A 20,795-nucleotide genomic window follows, 5' to 3' on the forward strand; every position below is an offset into this window, starting at 1 on the left:
CCGTTTGCTCAGACCGGCGGCCAGCTGCTGTTCCACCTCGTCAGTCGTCTCTACGAGCGCACGTCCATCATCGTGACGACCAACCTCGACTTCGGTGAATGGCCATCGGTCTTCGGAGACGCCAAGATGACGACAGCGCTACTTGATCGCCTTACCCACCACTGCGACATCGTCGAAACCGGCAACGAGAGCTGGCGCTTCAAGACCAGGGAGTAACCCAGGCCCCGCTGGCCCGACGCGGCTGCGCTGTGTGATGGCTACACCGCATCGGGCCAGCTACCCCTGCGCAAAATAAGGGGGTCATTTTTGGGCGCCGATAGGGGGTCAGGATTGCGTGCCGATTGACACGTCCAGCCGTGCCGGATTTCGCGCTGCCTCCTTTCTCTGCGCTCATCGTGCGGTCCTGAACGGCACCTTCATTCCGTCCGTCATTGCGAAGATATGGAACGGTCCAGTGCACGCAGAAAAATTTTCCGGCCTGCAACACCAGAATATTCTGGCGGACCCCACTGAGGCGGCTCTCCTTGATCCCTGTCGGCGCTCCCGAGGAGGTGGCCGATGCGGACGGGGACGCCGATCTCCCGGCGGAATGCCACGGGTCTTGGGGCCAAGGTAGTCATTCGGCGTCATGGGGCCGATTGACAACCCAGGCAGAGCAATTCCGCAGCAGCGTCGAACAGAGCCGAAGTTTTTTCTTCGTGCCGCGGGCTGTTGGCCAATCTCTATTTCGATTGACGGCCAAGAAAGGTCGTTCCGTCGAGGCAACAACACGGAGGGGCATCCCAGAAAACGGACAGGCTTGATGCTGCCGCGATTGGCAGACGCGCAACCAGAGGAGGACCCAACATGCTGCGCAAGCTACCAACGAAGACCCTGTCCGCAGACCCGCAACTCGCCGCCGTGCGCGCCTTTTTCGATGAGCACGGGGCCGCGCTGTGCAATGCCGCCGGGCTGATCGACGGCGAGGCCGGTACCGCCCGCGTCCTGCGCCTCATGTCCGGACTGCGCGAAGCGTCGCGCCTGGATCGGGCGACGCGACGGCGGCTGGTCGATCTGCATCGGCTCCTGTCTCTCGACCCCGTCATCGACGCGTTCGAACCGGACCTGTCGTCTTGGATACTCCTCGACCCCGCAAGCCCAGAAGTGGAAGAGCTCTGTCTGCTCACCGACCGGCTCTATGACCTCCTGCTCGAGATCGGCGAACTGGACGACGAGCGGGACGCGCTCGCGCTCGCAATGCAGGCGCAGGACGCGGCCTGAACCGCGGCACCGACCGTGCGCAGTTTGCGCGGTCGGCGTCACGTCCCGGGATGACCGCAGGGCCGGATGCCCAGCATTGCATCGTCTCGAAACGTCGGCGGCGTTGAGGCGCAAGAGCAAAAAATCAGTCGCCCGGAAAATTTCTTCTTCGTCGTCCAAAAGAACGACCAATGTTCTCGTCACCAGCACCGAAGACCAGCCTTTGAGACCAACCGAAAGGACCCTGCAACGCCCGACTTCTCCCCGCGACGGAACATGACGCCGATGAATCAGGCACACCAGCACCGTTTCCGCCACCGCATGAAAGGGAGAACATCATGCTCAATACGACCACCCTCGATACCGCCGAGGCCCGCCTCGGCGCGGCCTACGCGGCGGAGCAGCACCTCCGCCGTCACGGCGCGAGTCTCTGCGACCTGCTCGACGCGCTCGACGACCCAAGCGGGTTCTCGGCGCTCTGCGACCTGCACGGCGCCTTCGGGCAGCCGATCCCGGATGCCGATGCCGTCGAGGGCGCGCTTCAGGATATCCAGCGAATCTTGGCCGACCAGACGCCATCGTCGCTCGATCGGATCGGTCATGAACGCGGTCTGCCGCCCTCCGACATGACGCGGTGGCACGGCGCGCGCGTCAGCGAGTTCCTCGTGCGGTTCCGCCATGCCGACTGACGCAGGAGCACGCTGTGCCCTTCAGGTGGCGCGCAAGCGCCGCCTGAGCGTCTATCCCGATCGGTTCGGGATGGAGCAGGACATCTGCGACGTGACAATGTGGCTCGTCGAAAAGTATGGCCTGTCTCGGGTCCACGTTTTTGTGGATCGGCATTACATCCATGTCGGCCGTGAAATGGCCGGCGTCACCGTCATGACCTCGCCGAGAAATCCGGCGCGGCTGACCGAAGCGGCGCACGAGGCGTTCGTCGCACTCGGTTACACGATCGAAGATACGCGCGCAGATATCTACGGTCACCAACACTGCGATGGCCATCATTCGAGGCACGAGGCCATACGGGCCTACGCGCGCATCGAGAGCGCGCTACTGTGCTGGCGATCACCATAGGAAATTCGTAAGCACCTCGGAGAAGGGCGGCGAAAGCCGCCCTTTTTTTTGCGTGTCGTTCCTTGGTCCAATACCTGCCGATCTTGCTTATCTACTTCTCGGGAAGTCTCCGAAACGGTCGCTGACGTGCGCTTCCTGGCGAATAGGCCTACGGTGAGCAAAAGCCGCTGCGAGCCACTGATTCAATAGCGTTATCCGCCCCAACCAAGTCCAAGAAAAATTCCGAAAACCGTTTCTGTCGCCCGTTTCCGGTGCCCATATCCCTCAGGACAGAGCCGAAAGCGCCTTCATGCGCGAAATGGCCGAAATAGCGGAAAATCAGGCTCTTTTACCCGATTGACCTTATTCGCTTGCGAAATGGACATTTCAAGTCCGCCGATGGCCACTAATTGGCAGTCAGAATACAACAAGTGGACCTAGCCGATGGCTATTGACACTTGGAATGCCCACACGACCCGCACGTCATGCAGCCTTCGACCATGCGCAGGTCATATTGGCCGCAGTTCGGGCAGGCCGGGCCGCGGGGTTGATCGAGGTTGACGACCTGCGCCTGAGGGTCGCTTTTCAGGCCCATACCCTCACCCTCAAGGAACCCGGTCGAGATCATGTGCCGTTCGATCACGCCACCGATCGCGGCCAGGATCGAGGGGATGTATTTGCCTTGCACCCAGGCACCGCCGCGCGGGTCGAAGACGGCCTTGAGTTCCTCCACCACAAAGGACACATCGCCGCCGCGCCGGAACACCGCCGAGATCATCCGAGTCAGCGCCACGGTCCAGGCGAAATGCTCCATGTTCTTGGAATTGATGAACACCTCAAACGGACGGCGGTGTCCGCTGACGATAATGTCGTTGATCGTCAGATAAATCGCATGCTCGCTGTCGGGCCATTTCAGCTTGTAGGTATTGCCTTCAAGCGCCTGTGGGCGGTCCAGCGGTTCGGACATGTAGACGACGTCGCCGTGGGGTTGGAGGGGTTCGGCCTCGGTTTTGGAGACAACTTCGGGCGACGAAGGTACCTTCATGAACTCCGACAATTCCTTGCCAAAAGCCGCCGAAATCGCGATGGCGTTTTCTGCGCTAGTGGAACTGCCCTTTCGAGACATGAGTTTTTTCAAGACATCCAGTGAAACCTTCGCTTCAGCAGCGACTTCCGAAGCTTTCTTCCCGGAGGTTTCCATGTGCCATTTCAGAGCCTTGCCAAAGTCGCCAAAGGTCGCCTCCGGGGTCTCCGCCGACACACTCAACACACTCCCGGTCACCGCATTGGGCCGGTAGGTCGTGCAGCCCTTGCACCCGGTCTCGAACGCCTCAAGGTACACATCCTTGAAATCCTCGAACGAGATATTCTCGGGGCAGTTGATGGTCTTGGAGATCGACGAATCCACCCATTTCTGGGCCGCCGCCTGCATCCGCACATGCTCTAGCGGGGCCAGCGTCTGGGCGTTCACGAAATACTCGGGCAGCTCCGCATCCGCGCCGTGCATCTCGCGGTAGAGCGTCACGGCGTAGTCGGCGATCTCTTCCTCGGTCCGCGATCCGTCCTTTTGCAGCACCTTGCGGGTGTAGGAATAGGCAAAGACCGGCTCAATCCCCGACGACACGTTCCCGGCATACAGCGAAATTGTCCCGGTCGGCGCAATCGACGTCACCAAGGCGTTGCGAATGCCGTGGGCGCGCACCGCCTCGCGGACATCCTCATCCATCGCCATCATGGTGTCGCTTGCCAGATATCCCTCGGCCTCGAACAAGGGGAAAGCCCCCTTTTCCTTCGCCAATTGCACCGAGGCCAGATACGCGGCGCGGGCGATCCGCTTCAGCCAGCGCTCGGTCTGACGCGCCGCCTCCTCTGAGCCATAACGCAGCCGCACCATCAACAGCGCATCGGCCAGCCCGGTCACACCCAGCCCGATCCGCCGCTTGTTCATCGCCTCTTGGCGCTGCGCCTCCAGCGGGAATTTCGAGGCATCGACCACATTGTCCATCATCCGAACGGCGGTGGCGACAAGGTCGTCCAGCGCGGTCTCATCCAGATGCGCGTCGCCGGTAAAGGGATCGTTCACCAGCCGCGCCATATTGATCGACCCCAGCAGGCAGGCCCCGTAGGGCGGCAGAGGCTGTTCACCACAGGGGTTGGTGGCGCTGATCGTCTCGCAATAGTTCAGGTTGTTCGCCTTGTTGATCCGGTCGATGAAGATCACGCCCGGTTCGGCATAGTCATAGGTGCCGCGCATGATCTTGTTCCACAGGTCGCGCGCCGGCAGCGTGTGATAGACCACACCGTCGAATTGCAGCTCCCACGGGCCATCCGCCTTGACCGCCGCCATAAAGGCATCCGTCACCAGCACCGACAGGTTGAACATGCGCAAGCGGGCCGAATCCGACTTGGCGCCGATGAAATCCTCGATATCCGGGTGGTCGCAGCGCATGGTGGCCATCATCGCCCCGCGGCGCGACCCTGCCGACATGATGGTGCGGCACATGGAATCCCAGACATCCATGAACGACAACGGGCCAGAGGCGTCCGCCGCCACCCCGGCCACCGGAGCGCCCTTGGGCCGGATGGTAGAGAAATCATAGCCGATGCCACCGCCCTGCTGCATGGTCACAGCCGCCTCTTTGAGCATCTCGAAAATGCCACCCATGTTGTCGGGGATGGTGCCCATGACAAAACAGTTGAACAAGGTGACAGAGCGGTTTGTCCCCGCCCCCGCCGTGATCCGCCCGGCGGGCAGGTATTTGAAATCCTCCAGCGCGGTGTAGAACCGATCCTCCCACAGGGCCGGATCAGCCTCGACAGAGGCCAGCGACCGGGCGATCCGGCGCCAGGTGTCTTCGACACTCAGGTCGATGGGCGTCCCGTCCGCCTGTTTCAGGCGGTATTTCATGTCCCATATCTGGTGTGCGATCGGGGCGGCAAAGCGCGTCATGTCAGGCGATTCCCTCAGGTGGCAGACTGGCAATCCATCCAACAGGTTGAAGATTGCGAGACGCCTTGTACCATATCCTGACGTCCGGCGGAAAGGGACTGGTTGCCCGCGCGCCCCCGGATCTGCGCACGGACACCCCGATCTTGAACCCGGCCACCACCCCGCTATGATCTCCCGGACACGAAAGGCCTGTCATGCCCGGAACAACCCATCTGCTCAAACTCAGCGCCGGCACCGAAAGCGTCGACAGCCTGATCGACTGGCAAGGCACGCGGCGCGCCCATGGCGATGACGGACTGCCCCGGCATGTGACGCGCATGTGGCCGCGTCGCGAGGAAGAGGTGCTGAACGGCGGTTCCATCTACTGGGTGATCAAGGGGCTGATCCAGTGCCGCCAGCGCATCCTGCGGTTTGACCCGGTCACCGGGCAGGACGGAATCAACCGCTGCGCGCTGGTGCTTGACCCCGAATTGATCCGCACCGCCGCCGCGCCCAAGCGCGCCTTTCAGGGCTGGCGTTATCTGTTGCCCGCCGATGCGCCGCCCGACCTGCCCAGAACCCGCGCCAACGAAGAGCCGCTGCCACCCGAACTGGCTGGCGTTTTGGCACAAATTGGCGTCCTTTGAGGTCAGGATTGGCTTGTATCAATGTGAATGCCGACCCGGTCTGATAAAATTCAATTGTTGAATACAGTCATGAGGAGGTTCACATGAAACGTCTTTTACTCGCCCTGACCTTGGTGCTTGTCGCGCCACTGGCCGCCCAGGCACAGCAGTTGATGGGATCCTACAACGCCTTTATCGGGCAGCAGGATCTGTTCAATTCCAACGGTGTGCGCCTGTCGTCCGCAGCGCAGGTGTTGCGTCAGGACAGGGCAAACTATCACCGTTTCGGCATCTCGCAGTACGGCGACGACTGGGATCCCTATTTCGGCGACATCAACAACCGGGGTCGGCTGGAACAACTGGTCAACAACCGCGGTTTGCCGCCCTATGTGGCCAACGCCATCATGAGCGGCAACATCCATATCGTCGTGAACGTCTACGGTCAGAACGGCTGGATGCAATATATCGAGATCATTGTCCCCGGCTGATCATCCGCCTTCTGCGGGGCAATGGCCTAGCGCCCTGCCCCGCGCACCCAGTACCAGCCAAGCGCAACCCCTTCACGCGCCCAGGCCCGTACCACGCGCCACAGCGGAGCGCCGGTTAGGCGCGGGCAGTCAGTCCGCGCCCGCAGGCCGACCCGCCGCGCCACCAGTCGCGCCCGTGCCGCGTGGTAGCGGTCGGTCACCACAATCACCTCCCGCGCGCCCAAGGCCTGCAGGATCGGTCGTGCCAGTCGCATGTTGTCCTCGGTTGTCCATGCCGCCCGCTCCAGGAACAGCACCGAATCCGGCACGCCCGCCTCACGGCAGACCTGCGCCATGACCTCGGCCTCGGACGGGGGGTGCGTCCGCTCTCCCCCGGTGAGGACAATTCCCCGGACGCTGCCGGTGTGCCATAACGCTGCCGCATGACGCGCGCGCCGCTCCAGGGCGGGGGATGGCGCACCACCCGGCCGCACCGCCGCGCCCAGCACCAGCGCAAGGGGTTTGTCGCAGAGATCGTTCATTTCCACAGAGTCGCACAGACCCTGTGCGCCGCCCAGCCCCCTCTGGCATTCCGGCGCAAGAGTTGTACGGTCTGCTCAACGCGACAGGAGGAACAGCATGACCGAAAACTACACCCCGCCCAAAGTCTGGACCTGGGACAAGGAAAATGGCGGCACCTGGGGTTCTTTGAATCGCCCGATTGCCGGGCCCACCCATGACAAGGAATTGCCCGTCGGCGAACATCCTTTCCAGCTCTACTCGCAAGGCACTCCCAACGGCGTAAAAGTCACCGTCCTGCTGGAGGAATTGCTGGCCGCCGGACATGACGCCGAATACGACGCCTGGCTGATCCGCATCGGCAAGGGCGATCAGTTCGGCTCCGGCTTTGTCGAGATCAACCCGAACTCAAAGATCCCCGCCCTGCTGGACCGCTCCGATCCCGAGCCGGTCCGCGTGTTCGAATCCGGGGCGATCCTGATGCATCTGGCCGAGAAATTCGGCGCTTTCCTGGGCGACCCGGCCAAACGGGCCGAAATGCTGTCGTGGCTGTTCTGGCAGATGGGCAGCGCGCCCTATCTGGGCGGCGGTTTTGGCCATTTCTACGCCTATGCGCCCCACCCCATGGAATACCCGATCAACCGCTTTGCGATGGAGGTCAAACGCCAGTTGGACGTTCTGGACAAGCACCTTGCAGACAACCGTTTCATGGTGGGCGAGGACTATACCATCGCCGACATGGCGATCTGGCCGTGGTACGGGCGCACCGTGCATGGCGAAAGCTATGACGCAGGCGATTTCCTGGATGTACAAAGCTATACCAACGTGCGCCGCTGGGCCGATGAGATCCTCGAACGCCCTGCCGTGCAACGCGGCCGTCTGGTGAACCGGACAGGTGAGGGAATGTTGGAGGAACGCCACAACGCCTCGGATTTCGACGGGTTGGTCTGAACCGGCCACAGCCCCCGGACTGGCGGATTTTCTCTGGCCGACAGACACGGCCACATGCTTAAGTGGGTGGAAATTCTAGGAGTTTCCACCCATGCGCATTCTGTTACCCGCTCTTTTTCCTCTTACTCTTTTCGGCGCGGCTGATCCGGCTGCAGCAGCAGACATCACCGCAGGCGGCAATGCCTACATGGGCTGTACCGCCACGCTCTCGGGCCTTCTACGGCCCGGTGACGCTGATCATGTCACTGCCTATTTTGAACAAAGCGACGATGAGTTCCATATCGTCTGCCTGAACAGCCCCGGCGGCAGTTTGGCCGAAGGCACAAGGATCGGCGACATCTTGCGCGAGAGGGGCGTGCCAACAGCGGTTGCGCGAGACGCGGAATGCCTGTCGGCCTGCGCGGTGCTGTTTCTGGCAGGGTTGGAGTGGTTCAATGACGGCACCCCCCCTTCACCACAACGCCTGTTGCACGCAGGAGGCAGGCTAGGGTTTCACGCGCCTTCATTGCCAGTTCCAAAAGGCTCCTTTACCGAAAAAGACATCGCCGACGCTTATGATTTGGCCATCGCCTCTCTGGCCGAAGTCAGCGCCCGCAAAGCAGACTGGCAACTGGCGGATTCTCTGCTGACGACCCTGTTGCGTACCCCACCGACCCAAATGTACGACGTTGATACCGTCTTTGACGCGGCGCTTTGGGGTATCGCTGTGGTGGGAACGGTCCACCCTGAGACCAACTCATTTCTGAATGCCGCCGAAGCGTGCTCCAAGGCATATTCGCACCGTCGCGAAACAGGGCAGGCTGCACTTTCTGAAATCCCCATCGGACCTGAACACCTGCACGGCTATGAACCTGCACGGGTCGACGATATCGACAATGGCCCCTCGATACATATCGGCGGATTTGGGGATGAAGGGGCCGCTGAAACCTGCCTAGTGTCCTTTTACGGTAACAACCCCGGTGAAATTGCGCCCAAGGCGCAGGCAATGCGGGCCGTCAATGAACACGGTGATCCAAATTGGTTTGCCAAAGCGAATTGGAGCGGCGGCGACTACAACAACCTGTTGCCCTTCATGTTCTTCCCTAGCGCCACACCCCTTTCCGCAATCGTTACCGTGGCCGATGGCGCATTTGCAGAAGTCGATACCGCCCGTTTTCGCCGACCCGACATTGATACAACCACAACCGGCCGCTGCACCGTTTGGCGGGGCGACACATTGCAAGACGAAGACCCCTGCACGGAAGCCCGGCTCAAGACCGTTTCACCGGACCTTGTCCGCACTGATCTACACCGCTACCGCTGGCCTTCCGGGGCCGAAACGGTCGTAAAAATCCAGGATTGGAAACCCACCGTCAATGGTCGCTCGGCCAATAAACTCTGGGAATGGGATCCGCCACCCGGCATGGCCGGGTCATGCTGGCTCAACCAAGGGTCGGGCAATACGTTCTGCTTTGAGCCGGGCTGACCGACCGGGCATCAGCCGCGCTGCCCCCCGTGCGTCACAGGCCCAGCCGGTCCTCGACCGCGCGCAGGGTCGCACGTTCCGCCTCTGACTGCGCCGCCACACGCGACCGGAACAAGGTCGCCTGTGACCGCAAAACCGGCTCTTCTGCCAGCACCTTGAGGTGGTTCGCCCGCAAGGTTTCCCCGGTCGAGGTGATGTCGGCCACGGCCTCGGCGGTCAGGTTCTTGACCGTGCCTTCGGTTGCGCCCTGACTGTCGACCAACTGGTAATCCGCAACCCCGCCGTCGTGCAGATAGGCGCGCACCAGCCGGTGATACTTGGTCGCGATCCGCATCCGGAACCCGTGCCGCGCGCGAAAGGCCGCCGCCGCCGCGTCCAGATCATCCAGCGTGTCCACATCGACCCAACAGGCCGGAACCGCAACAATCAGATCCGCATGGCCAAAGCCCAGTTCCGCCAGCGGGGCGACCTTTTGGTCCCATTGCACCAGCTTTTCCTGAATCAGATCGGTGCCGGTCACCCCCAGATGGATGTGCCCCGCCGCCAGTTCGCGCGGGATCTCACCCGCGCTCAACAGCACCAGTTCCACATCATCGACGCCGTCCACCTGACCCGAATACTCCCGCTCTGAACCGGTGCGGGTCAGGCCGATGCCATAGGTGCTGAACCAGTCAAAGGTCTTTTCCATCAGCCGGCCCTTTGAGGGCACCCCAAGCTTGATACTCATGTCTCGGCCTCCTCAAGATCGACCAGCAGACCGGGACGGATCACCCCGCCAACCGCCGGGATCTCACGCCCCTGCCCCAACTGCCGGGTCAGCGCGTCATAGCGCCCACCCGAGGCCACCAAGGGCCAGTCGGGATGCCCCGGTGCCGAAAAGCCAAAGACAAACCCGTCGTAATATTCCATCGAGGTGCGTCCGAAATTCGCATCGAACGGCAGGTTGCCCACGTCGACCCCGCGCGCGGACAGCGCATCGCACCGGGCGGCAAGCCGGTCCACCGCACCGGCAATCGCAGGCATGTCTACGGCAATGTCGCGCAACCGTTCAAGCGCATAGCCGCAGGTTTCCGACACCCGCACCAAGGCCTCGATCAGATCGACCTGACCGGCAGCCAGCGGCGGTTCGGCGGCGTCGGCGCGCAGCGCCGCCAGACGAGTGGCAATTTCATCGTGGTCGCGCAGGCCGATCACCGGACCGGCCTCAGCCAACGGATCGGCGCTTTTCAGCAACGCGGCCCGAGTCGGCGGCACCGGCGCGCGGCCCGAGTAGCGTTCCAGCAAAGCCCGGAACCGCCGGGGCCGCCAGATGTGTCGCATCATCGCCGCCTTGCGCGCGGCGCTGGTGTTCAGACCGGACACGGCAGCGATCAGGATACCGATATCGCCGACAACGGCCCGCAACCCGTAAGGGGCCAGCACATCGGCAAAACGGGCAAAGACCTCGGCATCCGCACCGGCAGGGTCGGCGCGGTCAAAGACCTCATAGCCAACCTGATGGTATTCCGATGGCCGCTCCGGGTGTTCTTCTTGCCGCCGAAATATCTCACCCGCATAGGTGTAGCGCGCGGGTTCCGCCCCCTCGGCCATGTGACGCTGCACGACTGGCAAGGTGAAATCCGGGCGCAGAATGACCTCACCCCGCACCGGATCATGGGTCAGGAACGCGCGCGTGCGGATATCCTCGCCGTACAGGTCCAGCAGGGTCTCAGCGGGCAACAAGACCGGGCAATCCACCGGCAACGCACCCGCCTCCGCAAACCCGGCCTTCAGCGTTGCGGCCTTTGTCTTGATCGCGGCAAGTGTCATTTGTGCAGGTCCAGGATCTCACGCACCTTCGCGACCAGGTCGCCGCGCGGCACCTCGTATTGGCTGGGATGGTCTTTCCATTCCTCAAGGCTGGCATCGGCGGCCAGCTTTGCCCCAAGGATCAGATCCTTGATCTGCACCACGCCGCGCTCTTTCTCATCGCCGCCCTCGATAACTGCCACCGGAGAGCCGCGCTTGTCCGCGTATTTCAACTGGTTGCCAAAGTTCTTGGGGTTGCCAAGATAGACCTCGGCCCGCAGCCCAGCGTTGCGCAGGTCCGCGACCATCGCCTGATAATCGGCCATGCGGTCCCGGTCCATCACCGTCACCACGACGGGGCCCTGCACCGCGCCGCCAATGCGGCCCTTTTCGCGCAGTGCCGCCAGCAGACGGTCGACGCCGATTGACACACCCGTCGCAGGTACAGCTTGCCCGGTAAAGCGCTTGACCAAATCGTCATAGCGCCCGCCCCCTGCGACAGACCCGAATTGCCGCTTGCGGCCCTTCTCGTCGAAGATCTCAAAGGTCAGTTCCGCCTCGTAGACCGGGCCTGTGTAGTAGCCAAGACCGCGTACAACAGAGGGGTCGATCATGATGCGGTCTGGGCCATAGCCCTGCGCCGCCAGCAGGTCCGCGATCTGCTCCAGCTCCGCCACACCTTCTTCGCCAATCGCCGCGCCGCCAATCGCCGCGCGCAGATTGGCAAGCGTATCCGCCGGGTCGAGCCGTCCAGAGGTCAAGAAGGCCACCACCGGTTCGGCCTGCTCCTCGGTCAGGCCAACACCGTCGATGAACGCCCCCGAGGCATCCAGCCGCCCCTTGCCAAGCAGTTCACGCACACCGGCCTCACCGACCTTGTCGAACTTGTCGATAGTCCGCAAAACCGCATCGCGCTGCGCGTCATCCGACAGCCCCATCGTCTCCAGCACACCGTTCAGAACCTTGCGGTTGTTCACCCGGATCAGATAGTCGCCGCGCGGAATGCCGACCTTTTCCAACGTATCCGCCAGCATGGCACAAATCTCGGCATCCGCCGCCACGCTTGCCGCGCCGACCGTGTCCGCGTCACACTGGTAAAACTGGCGATACCGCCCCGGTCCCGGCTTTTCATTGCGCCAGACCGGCCCCATCGCATAGCGCCGATAGGGCAGAGGCAAATCGTTGCGATGCTGGGCATAGACCCGCGCCAACGGCGCCGTCAGATCATAGCGCAGCGCCATCCAGCTGTCGTCTTCGTCCTGCCAGGCAAACACACCCTCATTCGGGCGGTCCACGTCGGGCAGGAACTTGCCCAGCGCCTCGACGGTCTCCACCGCAGCACTTTCCAGCGCGTCGAACCCGTATTGGTGATAAACCCCGGCGATGGTCTGCAACATCTCCGCCCGCTCTGTCACCTCCGGGCCGAAATAGTCGCGGAACCCCTTGGGCGTCTGCGCCTTGGGGCGAGGAGATTTCTTCTCTTTGGCCATGGATCGTCCCCGGTTGTCGCTGCGTTCGCGCTTCCTCTAGCCCTTCGGCTGCGAAGGGGCAAGCACACCCCCCTTGCAGCTTCTTCTTGGTGAAAATACTCACACGCAAGGCCAGCAAAGGGGCAACCGCCATGAATGACAGAACCGACCTGCTCGAAGAGCGCCTCTCTCATGCCTTGAGGACCCTCGACGACCTGTCCGATACGGTCGCCCGGCAAGACCGTGAAATCGCCCGCCTGACCGCGCGGGTCGAGATGCTGCTACAACGTGAGGCCACGCGAGAATCCGATGGCACCGGCGGGATCGTGCTGGGCGATGAACGCCCACCGCACTACTGACGCGCGCGCCCACATGAGACGGCGGGCGGGGCGATATGCGCGCCCGCAGGGCCGCAGGAGCGCCGTGCGGCGTCAGGTCTTGAGATCGACGGCAACCACTTCACCGTCATGCAGCAGGATGTTCTTCCAGCGCGGATTGCTGCCGAACCGTTCATAAACGCTGACAAAAACCGTATCACGCGCCAATTTGCGCATCTTGCTGCCACAGGGTTTGCCCTTGCGAACGCGGCACACCTTGCTCTTGAGTTTTTCATAGGCCGCGTCGGTGGCCGCGACCGGCAGTTCGGCGCCGGACGGCCCGTAATGCAACTGCTCATAACTCTCGGGAGCGCCAAAAATCACCAGCGCCGCCGTGAACTGGCGCGCGCAACGGTCCTTGAATCCGGTCAGGTAGAATGTATGCGGTGCCGTTGTGCCCGGAGCGCTGTCGTACAAGACGTATTGACTGCCCCGTTCGGGGTAGCCCTCGATCTTCTTGCCCAGTTTGCGGTTGGGCACGCCGCAGACCCGGGCAAGCTCGCCATAAGGCAGCGTGACACCCAACGACACTTCGCGCGCGTCGGGTGCACCGGGCCGCGGTGCAGGCCCCGGCGCATCGTCGTCCCCGGTCGCCGCCGCCGCCTTGGCCCCGAAGAGACCCAATAGCCCGCGCTGCGGCGCGTCATCGGTTACCGGCGTGCGCGGCGTATCCGGCGCCAGCGCATCCGCCTGCCCGGTATCGTCCGCCAATGGCACATCGCTATAGCGCGGAACATCGGACAAAGGATCGGCGCAGCCTGACAGCAGAAGCCCCAGACAAAGGCCCAGACCCAAGGTCACTCCGGCTCTTGAAACGCCTGCGCGCATGTCGTTCTCCCGGCAAATCCACGGGGTTGTAGCGCGCGCAAGGGGTCCGCGTCCACCATCCGTCTCGCCAACTGGCTGAGTTCAGCCCGCAGCGGCCTCAAATTTCCTCGACCGCAAGCACCCCGTCCAGCGATTTTACCGCGCCTTTGATCTCGGGTGTTACCGGATAATCCAGCCCCGCATCCAGTTCGACCTCTCCCGGCAATGCCGGGTCGTTGAGGCACAAGGTGATCGGCCCGCGCGCGGCCTTGGGCATCTGTTCCGCCGCCCGCCCCAGCACAGAGGCGATCTGGCCAAAGGCATCCGCCGTCTCGACAAAGATGCGCAGTCCTGTCACCCCCGCCCCGGCCACGATCACATCCACCGGTGCAACCGACCGGCCCAGCAGTTTCAGCTGGTCCGATTCCATCGTTGCCTCGACCGTGACCAGAACCTTGGCCCCGCTTTCCAGAAACTCGCGCGATGCCTCGAGAGCCTCGGAAAACAGCGTGACCTCATAGGCGCCAGTCGGGTCCGACATCTGGCAAAAGGCAAAACGGTTGCCGCGCGCCGACTTGCGTTCCTGCCGCCCGGCGACCACGCCTGCCAGCTTGGCCACCATTGCGCCATTGCCTTGCACCTTGTGGGTCAACTCATCCAGCGTCATGAACGCGCCGGTGCGCTCGACCCGGCGCAGGCGCGGCATGTAGTCGTCCAGCGGATGCCCGGAGAGGTAGAAACCCACCGCCTTGAACTCTTCGGCCAACCGTTCTGCGGGCAGCCAGTCGGCCACCGGCGACAGGCGCGGTTCGGGCAGATCCTCGCCGGCCTCACCAAACAGCGACACCTGCGCACTGGCCTTTTGTTCATGGATCGCCGCCGAATAGGCCACCAGCGCATCCAGCGAGTCAAAGATCCGCCGCCGGTTCGAATCCAGAACGTCGAAACACCCCGCCCGCGCCATCATCTCCAGCGGGCGCTTACCGACCTTCTTAAGGTCCACACGCCGCGCGACATCAAAGATGCTGACAAACGCGCGGTCCTCGCGGGCGGCCACCACCAGCCGCATGACCTCCAGCCCGACGTTTTTCAGCGCGCCCAGTGCATAGACCAGTTCGCCGTCCACCACGTCGAATGTCGCCTGTGACCGGTTCACGCAGGGCGGCACCCAAGGCAGTTTCAGCCCCTTGCGGACCTCCTCAAAGTACACCGCCAGCTTGTCTGTCAGGTGGATATCGCAGTTCATCACCCCGGCCATGAACTCGACCGCGTGGTTCGCCTTTAGCCAGGCGGTCTGATAGCTGACCACCGCATAGGCCGCCGCGTGCGATTTGTTGAAACCGTAGTTGGCGAACTTTTCCAGAAGGTCGAACACCTCGGACGCCTTCTTGGCATCCACACCGTTTTCGCCCGCGCCCTTTTCGAACTTGGGGCGTTCGGCGTCCATCGCCTCCTTGATCTTTTTACCCATCGCCCGGCGCAGCAGGTCAGCGCCGCCCAGCGTGTAATTCGCCATGACCTGCGCGATCTGCATCACCTGTTCCTGGTAGACGATGATGCCCTGCGTCTCTTCAAGGATATGGTCGATCAGCGGATGGACCGAGGTGATCTTTTTCAGCCCGTTCTTGACCTCGCAATAGGTCGGGATGTTTTCCATCGGGCCGGGACGGTACAGCGCCACCAGCGCCACGATGTCCTCGATACAGGTGGGTTTCATGCGCTTGAGCGCATCCATCATACCCGAGCTTTCAACCTGAAACACGGCGACCGTCTTGGCGCTGGCGTACAGCTTGTAGGATGCTTCATCGTCCAGCGGGATAGCGTTGATCTGGTTCTCGGCGCCCTCGGCGGGCTCATACAGCTGTGTGCCGTCGGCGGCCACATGCAGGGGACGCCCGGACTTGAAAATCAGGTCCATCGCGTTCTGGATCACGGTCAGCGTCTTCAGACCCAGAAAGTCGAACTTGACCAATCCGGCCTGTTCGACCCACTTCATGTTGAACTGCGTCGCGGGCATGTCGGATCGCGGATCGCGGTACAGCGGTACCAATTCGTCCGTAGGCCGGTCGGCGATGACAACACCGGCGGCGTGCGTACCGGCAGAGCGCAACAGCCCCTCGACCTGCATGCCGTATTTCAACAGCCGGTCAACTACCTCTTCGTTCTTGGCCTCTTCGGCAAGGCGCGGCTCATCCCGCAGCGCCTGTTCGATGCTGACAGGTTTGACCCCCTCCACCGGGATCATCTTGGACAGGCGGTCCACCTGCCCGTAGGGCATCTGCAACACCCGGCCCATGTCGCGCACCGCCGCCTTGGACAGCAGCGCGCCAAAGGTGATGATCTGCCCCACCCGGTCGTGGCCGTATTTGTCCTGCACATAGCGGATCACTTCCTCTCGGCGATCCATGCAAAAATCGATGTCAAAGTCGGGCATCGACACCCGTTCGGGGTTCAGGAACCGTTCGAACAGCAGCGAATAACGCAACGGGTCAAGGTCGGTGATGGTCAGCGCGTAGGCAACCAGTGAACCGGCACCAGACCCCCGCCCCGGTCCCACCGGGATAAAGTTGTCCTTGGCCCACTGGATGAAATCCGCAACGATCAGAAAGTAGCCGGGAAAGCCCATGCCCTCGATGATGCCCAGCTCGAAATCCAGCCGTTCCTGATATTTCTCGACCGTCACCGCATGGGGGATCACCGCCAGACGCTTTTGCAGCCCCTCATTGGCGATGCGGCGCAGTTCAGCCACCTCATCGTCGGCGAATTTCGGCAGGATCGGATCGCGCCGATAGGCCATAAAGGCACAGCGTTTGGCGATCTCGACCGTGTTTTCCAATGCCTCGGGCAGATCGGCGAACAACACCGCCATTTCCTGCGGCGTCTTGAAGTAATGCTGCGGCGTCAGGCGGCGGCGCGGTTCCTGCTGGTCCACATAGGCACCGTCCGCGATGCAGATCATCGCATCGTGGGCCTCGTACATCTCAGTCTTGGGGAAATAGACATCGTTGGTGGCAACCAGCGGCAGGTCCATCTCATAGGCCATCTCTACCAGACCGCGCTCTGACAAACGCTCTGCCTCGGGCGGGATGCCGTCCTCACCCGCGTGGCGTTGCAGTTCCACATACAGCCGGTCGCCAAAGATCTGCGCCAGCCGCGTCATCAGCGCCTGCGCCGCCCCCCGGTGCCCCTGCCGCAGGTGGCGGCCCAGCGGCCCGTCCGGTCCGCCGCTGAGGCAGATCACATCCTCGGCGTGCTTTTCCAGCTCGTCCAGCGTCACATGCGGGAACTCATTGTCGCGGCGCATGTAGAGGCAGGAGTTGAGCTTCATCAGATGCTCATACCCGGCCTCGGTCTGGGCCAGCAGGACGATCGGCGCGGGCGGTTTGACCCGTTCTCCGGGCTGCGGATCGACATAGCGCAGGTCCATCTGACAGCCGATGATCGGCTGCACGCCCGCACCCGCCGCCCCCACCGAAAACTCCAGCGCGGCAAACAGGTTGTTGGTGTCGGTCAGCGCCACCGCCGGCATCCCCATGTCCACGCAGAGACCGGGCAGCTTTTTCAGCCGCATGGCCCCTTCGAGCAGGGAATATTCGGAATGGACACGCAGGTGAATGAATCGAGGATCAGCCATCCAGCTACGGTATCTTGTGTCCCGCAGGTGCGAAAGCGCGAAGTCCTTGCGGATCACACCTCTGCAAATGGTTCCTCGCGCAGCAGCATCGAGGCAATGCACGCCACCAGAGCGGCCGCGGCCGCCGCCCAAAAGATCGGGTGCAGCGCCTCAGAGAACCCCTCCAGCACCCGCACCTGTGTTTCCGGCGGCAGCGCGTGCACCACATTTGCGCCCAACCCGCCAATCCCGCCAGACATCTCACCCGGCAGCGCCCCCGCCAGATTGCGCATCAGGCCCGCGCTGAACATCGCGCCAAAGACCGCCGTGCCAAAGGACCCGCCAATCAGCCGGAACATGTTGGTCGAGGCCGTGCCAACCCCCATCATCGACGGCGGCACCGCATTCTGGATCGCCGCCACGCCCACGGCAAACACCGGGCCAAGACCCAGGCCGACCATGACCATCACCGCGCCGATAACCCACAGCGCGCTGCCTGCATCCAGCCGCGACATCGCCAGCATCGCCAACGCGAGCACGCCCGTCGACAGCGTCGGCATCAGCTTGTAGCGCCCGGTCGCCGACATGATCCGGCCCGCCACCATCGACGACAGGATCAGCCCGCCCATCATCGGCACAAGAAACAGGCCCGAAACGGTCGGGCTGACCTCTTTCACCATTTGCAGGAACAGCGGCAAAAAGGTGATGGTGCCGAACATGCCCATGCCCACCAGGAACCCCACCGCATTGACCACCAGAAAAGTGTTGTTGGTGAACAGCGACAGCGGCAGGATCGGCTCCTGAGCGCGCCTTTCGACCAACACGAACCCGATCAGCGCCAGCGCAACGCCCAGAACCAGGCCAAGGGTCTGCACGCCACCCCAGCCATAACTGCCCGCAACATTGGGGATCAGCACGACACTGCCCAGCAACGCCGCCAGCAACAGCGCGCCCAGGTAATCCACCTTCTTCTTCGACCGTGTGACCGGCGTCGGCAGCGCCCGGTTCAGCACCACAAAGGCCACCACGCCAACCGGCAGGTTCACGAAAAAGATCCAGTGCCAGCCGATGCTTTCAACAATGGCGCCGCCCAGCAGCGGCCCGATCACCGTCGACACGCCAAAGGCCGCGCCAAGAAAGCCCTGCGCCTTGCCGCGCTCACGCGGCGGCATCAGGTCGCCCACTGCGGTCATGCAGGTCACGATCAGCCCGCCGCCGCCCAGCCCCTGCACCACGCGCCCGGCAATCACCGTGCTCATGCTCCCGGCGGTGCCGCAGATCACCGCGCCCACCACAAAGATCAGGATGCCGCCCTGCAGGATCACCTTGCGACCATACAGATCCGACAGCTTGCCCGCCACCGGCGCGCCAATGGTCGAGGCCAGCAGATACGCCGTGATCACCCATGTGATGTGATCCATTCCGCCAAGGTCGGCCACCATGATCGGCATCGCGGTCGATACGATGGTCTGCCCAAGCGAGGCAAACAACAGCGTCGCCGCAATCGCCACCAGCGCAAGGCGCAGCGTCGCAGGGTCCGGTCGCTCTATGGCGGGACTGGCGGGGGCTTCGGCAAGAGACATGGAAAAATCCTTGAAACATCGAACCTGCCCCCGCACACGGGAGGTCCGGGGCAGGCGCAAGGATTGCAACGGGTCTGAACTGGGCCTAGATATGTGCCAAGTACAAATACATGTCAACGGCACGCTTTTGTCGAAAGCACGCGGTTTCGCACACAGAGGGTCGCATGAGCGCACGGGACGACAGACTGAAGGCACAGCTGGCGCGCGCCGGGATCGGCAGCGACGTGGCGCAGGCGGCGCTGGACGTCGACGCGATCCTGCAGGTCTGGCGCCGTAAGGTCTTCAAGCGCGAAATCGGACTGCGCGCAATCGCAGAGCTGGGCCTGCAAATCGAACTGGCCGAACTGGATGTGCTGATGGCGGTCCGCGCGCCGTCGAATGAATTTGCCGACGCCAAGGGCGAGGAAACCATGGTCTCGACCGTGGCGACACGTCTGGCCATCGACCCCTCCCGCGCCAGCCGCCTGACCAGCGCCCTGATCAAACGCGGCTTTCTCCGCCGCGCGGTCAGCCAGCAGGACGCGCGCCGCGCCGTTCTGGAACTGACCGACACCGGCGAACGCGCCATCGAGGCTGTGCGCAGTTACAAGTTTCTGGTGCTTGGCTCTTATCTCAAGGACTGGACGCCAGAGGAAATCGCCACCTTCCTGCCCTTGCTGGACCGCTTTTCGGCCTGGTCGGAACGCGCCGCCTGCCCGTCCGGCCCGGTGGTCGAGGAAATCGCTACACTGCGGGACAGATTGTCAGACACCAAGCACGACACCTAGCCAAGTGGATAAGTTTTCCTTGACGCGGCCCTTTGCATCGAAAAAGATAGCCACATGGCTAACCATCTTGACACACTCTTCGGTGCCCTCTCCGATCCGACCCGCCGCGCGGTGATCGAACGGCTGATGTCCGGCCCGGCCCCGGTCTCTGACCTGCACCGGGGACATGACATGGCCCTGACCTCTTTTCTCAAACACCTCGGCAAACTCGAAGCGGCTGGCCTCGTCCGCTCGCAAAAGCGCGGGCGCACCCGCATCGTCCATATCGAAGCGGCCCCTTTGGTCGAGGTGGAAAGCTGGCTCGCCCGGCAGCGTGCCCTTTGGGAGGGGCGTTTGGACCGGCTGACAGCGCTCGCCGAACGCATGGACCCTGGAAAAGACTGATGGGATTGTAACCCCGACGGGGCGCCCCGCCCTGCCAGACGACACCTGCAACGGCTTGACCATCGGCCACGATCACCTGCCCCGCCGCGCCGAAAGCCCCCCCCTTGATCCGCCCGCAAAAGGAACCTGAACATGACCACACCCCCCGGAACTTACTTCGACCCGGCGCTCGACCTGCGCCTTGACCGGCTGATCCAGGCCAGCCCAGCGCGCGTCTGGCGCTGCTGGACAGAACCCGACCTGCTGCGGCAATGGTTCGCCCCCAAACCGGTCGAGACCGTCGAGGCGGTGATCGACCCGCGCCCTGGTGGCCGCTGTTTCACGGTGATGCGCATTCCCGACATGGGCGACATGCCCGGCGAGGGATGTTTTCTGGTGGCCGAACCGGATCGCCGACTGGTCTGGACAAACACAATGCAGGCGGGCTTTCGCCCCGTCACGCTCGATGCACCCGGCAGCTTTGCCTTCTCGGTCGAGATCACCCTGTCGCCCGAAGGCGACGGGTGCCGCTACATCGCCACTGTCCGACACGCCGACGCCGCGGGATGCAAGATCCACGCCGACATGGGCTTTGAGGGCGGCTGGGGCACGGCAGCACGGCAGATGGAGGCGCTCGCTCAAACCCTCTGAGCGCCCAAAGGAACGGCGAACCCGCAGCATCCGCCAGAACGACGGTGATTTTTCCTTGCCAATCCGGCCCCCCCGCGCCTAGCCTGATCGCCGAACAACAGGGACGCGCGCTTTCTACGCCGCAT

The 20,795-nt window shown here is 62.9% G+C and carries 19 protein-coding genes and 1 pseudogene; 12 read left to right on the plus strand and 8 right to left on the minus strand.

The features are described 5' to 3' along the window. From istB to CHB90_RS07730, 4 genes and pseudogenes are all read left to right on the plus strand, one after another. Positions 1-216, plus strand: a pseudogene (istB, locus tag CHB90_RS07715) (IS21-like element ISPkr1 family helper ATPase IstB); the annotation flags it as partial. A 630-nt stretch (positions 217-846) separates the two neighbouring features. Then, a complete protein-coding gene (locus tag CHB90_RS07720; protein ID WP_089277292.1) occupies positions 847-1,260 on the plus strand; it encodes a hypothetical protein in 414 nt (137 codons plus the stop codon). 317 nt (positions 1,261-1,577) lie between these two features. After that, positions 1,578-1,928: a hypothetical protein gene (locus CHB90_RS07725; protein WP_089277293.1), complete on the plus strand. Its 351-nt coding sequence runs from the start codon at positions 1,578-1,580 to the stop codon at positions 1,926-1,928. Continuing rightward, positions 1,918-2,316: a hypothetical protein gene (locus CHB90_RS07730; protein WP_141135817.1), complete on the plus strand. Its 399-nt coding sequence runs from the start codon at positions 1,918-1,920 to the stop codon at positions 2,314-2,316. The genes CHB90_RS07725 and CHB90_RS07730 overlap by 11 nt, the downstream gene beginning before the upstream one ends. A gap of 427 nt (positions 2,317-2,743) precedes the next feature. Here CHB90_RS07730 and CHB90_RS07735 read toward each other — a convergent pair whose 3' ends face one another. Then, positions 2,744-5,245: an adenosylcobalamin-dependent ribonucleoside-diphosphate reductase gene (locus CHB90_RS07735; protein WP_089277295.1), complete on the minus strand. Its 2,502-nt coding sequence runs from the start codon at positions 5,243-5,245 to the stop codon at positions 2,744-2,746. Positions 5,246-5,439: 194 nt separating this feature from the next. Here CHB90_RS07735 and CHB90_RS07740 point away from each other — a divergent pair, with 194 nt between their 5' ends. Then, positions 5,440-5,871 (plus strand): DUF1489 family protein, encoded by a 432-nt coding sequence (locus CHB90_RS07740; protein WP_089277296.1) that lies wholly within the window; start codon positions 5,440-5,442, stop codon positions 5,869-5,871. 83 nt (positions 5,872-5,954) lie between these two features. Further along, positions 5,955-6,338, plus strand: coding sequence for a hypothetical protein (locus CHB90_RS07745; RefSeq protein WP_089277297.1), 384 nt, complete (start codon positions 5,955-5,957; stop codon positions 6,336-6,338). A 26-nt stretch (positions 6,339-6,364) separates the two neighbouring features. On the opposite strand, the gene CHB90_RS07750 is transcribed toward CHB90_RS07745, so the two are convergent. Continuing rightward, positions 6,365-6,859, minus strand: a complete 495-nt coding sequence (locus CHB90_RS07750) for a YdcF family protein (protein WP_089277298.1) — start codon at positions 6,857-6,859, stop codon at positions 6,365-6,367. Between the two features lie 97 nt (positions 6,860-6,956). On the opposite strand from CHB90_RS07750, the gene yghU reads away from it, so the two are divergent. Further along, on the plus strand, positions 6,957-7,787 hold the full coding sequence (gene yghU / locus CHB90_RS07755; protein WP_089277299.1) for a glutathione-dependent disulfide-bond oxidoreductase: 831 nt from the start codon (positions 6,957-6,959) through the stop codon (positions 7,785-7,787). A gap of 310 nt (positions 7,788-8,097) precedes the next feature. Then, on the plus strand, positions 8,098-9,252 hold the full coding sequence (locus tag CHB90_RS07760; RefSeq protein ID WP_141135818.1) for a hypothetical protein: 1,155 nt from the start codon (positions 8,098-8,100) through the stop codon (positions 9,250-9,252). A gap of 34 nt (positions 9,253-9,286) precedes the next feature. On the opposite strand, the gene hisG is transcribed toward CHB90_RS07760, so the two are convergent. The 3 genes from hisG to hisS are packed head-to-tail and all read right to left on the minus strand — an operon-like array spanning position 9,287 to position 12,530. Then, positions 9,287-9,979, minus strand: a complete 693-nt coding sequence (hisG, locus tag CHB90_RS07765; RefSeq protein WP_089277301.1) for an ATP phosphoribosyltransferase — start codon at positions 9,977-9,979, stop codon at positions 9,287-9,289. After that, entirely contained in the window at positions 9,976-11,061 is a 1,086-nt protein-coding gene (locus tag CHB90_RS07770) for an ATP phosphoribosyltransferase regulatory subunit (protein ID WP_089277302.1), read from the minus strand. The genes hisG and CHB90_RS07770 overlap by 4 nt, the downstream gene beginning before the upstream one ends. After that, on the minus strand, positions 11,058-12,530 hold the full coding sequence (gene hisS, locus CHB90_RS07775) for a histidine--tRNA ligase (protein WP_089277303.1): 1,473 nt from the start codon (positions 12,528-12,530) through the stop codon (positions 11,058-11,060). The genes CHB90_RS07770 and hisS overlap by 4 nt, the downstream gene beginning before the upstream one ends. A gap of 131 nt (positions 12,531-12,661) precedes the next feature. Between hisS and CHB90_RS07780 the strand changes: the two genes are divergently transcribed. Next, entirely contained in the window at positions 12,662-12,868 is a 207-nt protein-coding gene (locus tag CHB90_RS07780; protein ID WP_089277304.1) for a SlyX family protein, read from the plus strand. A gap of 72 nt (positions 12,869-12,940) precedes the next feature. Here the strand turns inward: CHB90_RS07780 and CHB90_RS07785 are convergent, their stop codons facing one another. From CHB90_RS07785 to CHB90_RS07795, 3 genes are all read right to left on the minus strand, one after another. Beyond that, positions 12,941-13,714, minus strand: a complete 774-nt coding sequence (locus CHB90_RS07785; protein WP_141135819.1) for a hypothetical protein — start codon at positions 13,712-13,714, stop codon at positions 12,941-12,943. 97 nt (positions 13,715-13,811) lie between these two features. Continuing rightward, positions 13,812-17,327 (minus strand): DNA polymerase III subunit alpha, encoded by a 3,516-nt coding sequence (gene dnaE / locus CHB90_RS07790; RefSeq protein ID WP_089277306.1) that lies wholly within the window; start codon positions 17,325-17,327, stop codon positions 13,812-13,814. A 53-nt stretch (positions 17,328-17,380) separates the two neighbouring features. Then, positions 17,381-18,889, minus strand: coding sequence for an MDR family MFS transporter (locus tag CHB90_RS07795; protein ID WP_089277307.1), 1,509 nt, complete (start codon positions 18,887-18,889; stop codon positions 17,381-17,383). A 164-nt stretch (positions 18,890-19,053) separates the two neighbouring features. Here CHB90_RS07795 and CHB90_RS07800 point away from each other — a divergent pair, with 164 nt between their 5' ends. The 3 genes from CHB90_RS07800 (at position 19,054) to CHB90_RS07810 (ending at position 20,670) form a co-directional block, all read left to right on the plus strand. Then, entirely contained in the window at positions 19,054-19,656 is a 603-nt protein-coding gene (locus CHB90_RS07800) for a MarR family winged helix-turn-helix transcriptional regulator (RefSeq protein WP_089277308.1), read from the plus strand. Positions 19,657-19,710: 54 nt separating this feature from the next. Continuing rightward, positions 19,711-20,040, plus strand: a complete 330-nt coding sequence (locus CHB90_RS07805) for an ArsR/SmtB family transcription factor (protein ID WP_089277309.1) — start codon at positions 19,711-19,713, stop codon at positions 20,038-20,040. A gap of 132 nt (positions 20,041-20,172) precedes the next feature. After that, positions 20,173-20,670 carry an SRPBCC family protein gene (locus tag CHB90_RS07810; protein WP_089277310.1) on the plus strand — a complete coding sequence of 166 codons (498 nt, stop codon included), beginning with the start codon at positions 20,173-20,175 and terminating at the stop codon, positions 20,668-20,670. Positions 20,671-20,795 lie beyond the last annotated feature (125 nt).

The sequence above is a fragment of the Antarctobacter heliothermus genome (assembly GCF_900188425.1).
Classification (GTDB): Bacteria; Pseudomonadota; Alphaproteobacteria; order Rhodobacterales; family Rhodobacteraceae; genus Antarctobacter; species Antarctobacter heliothermus.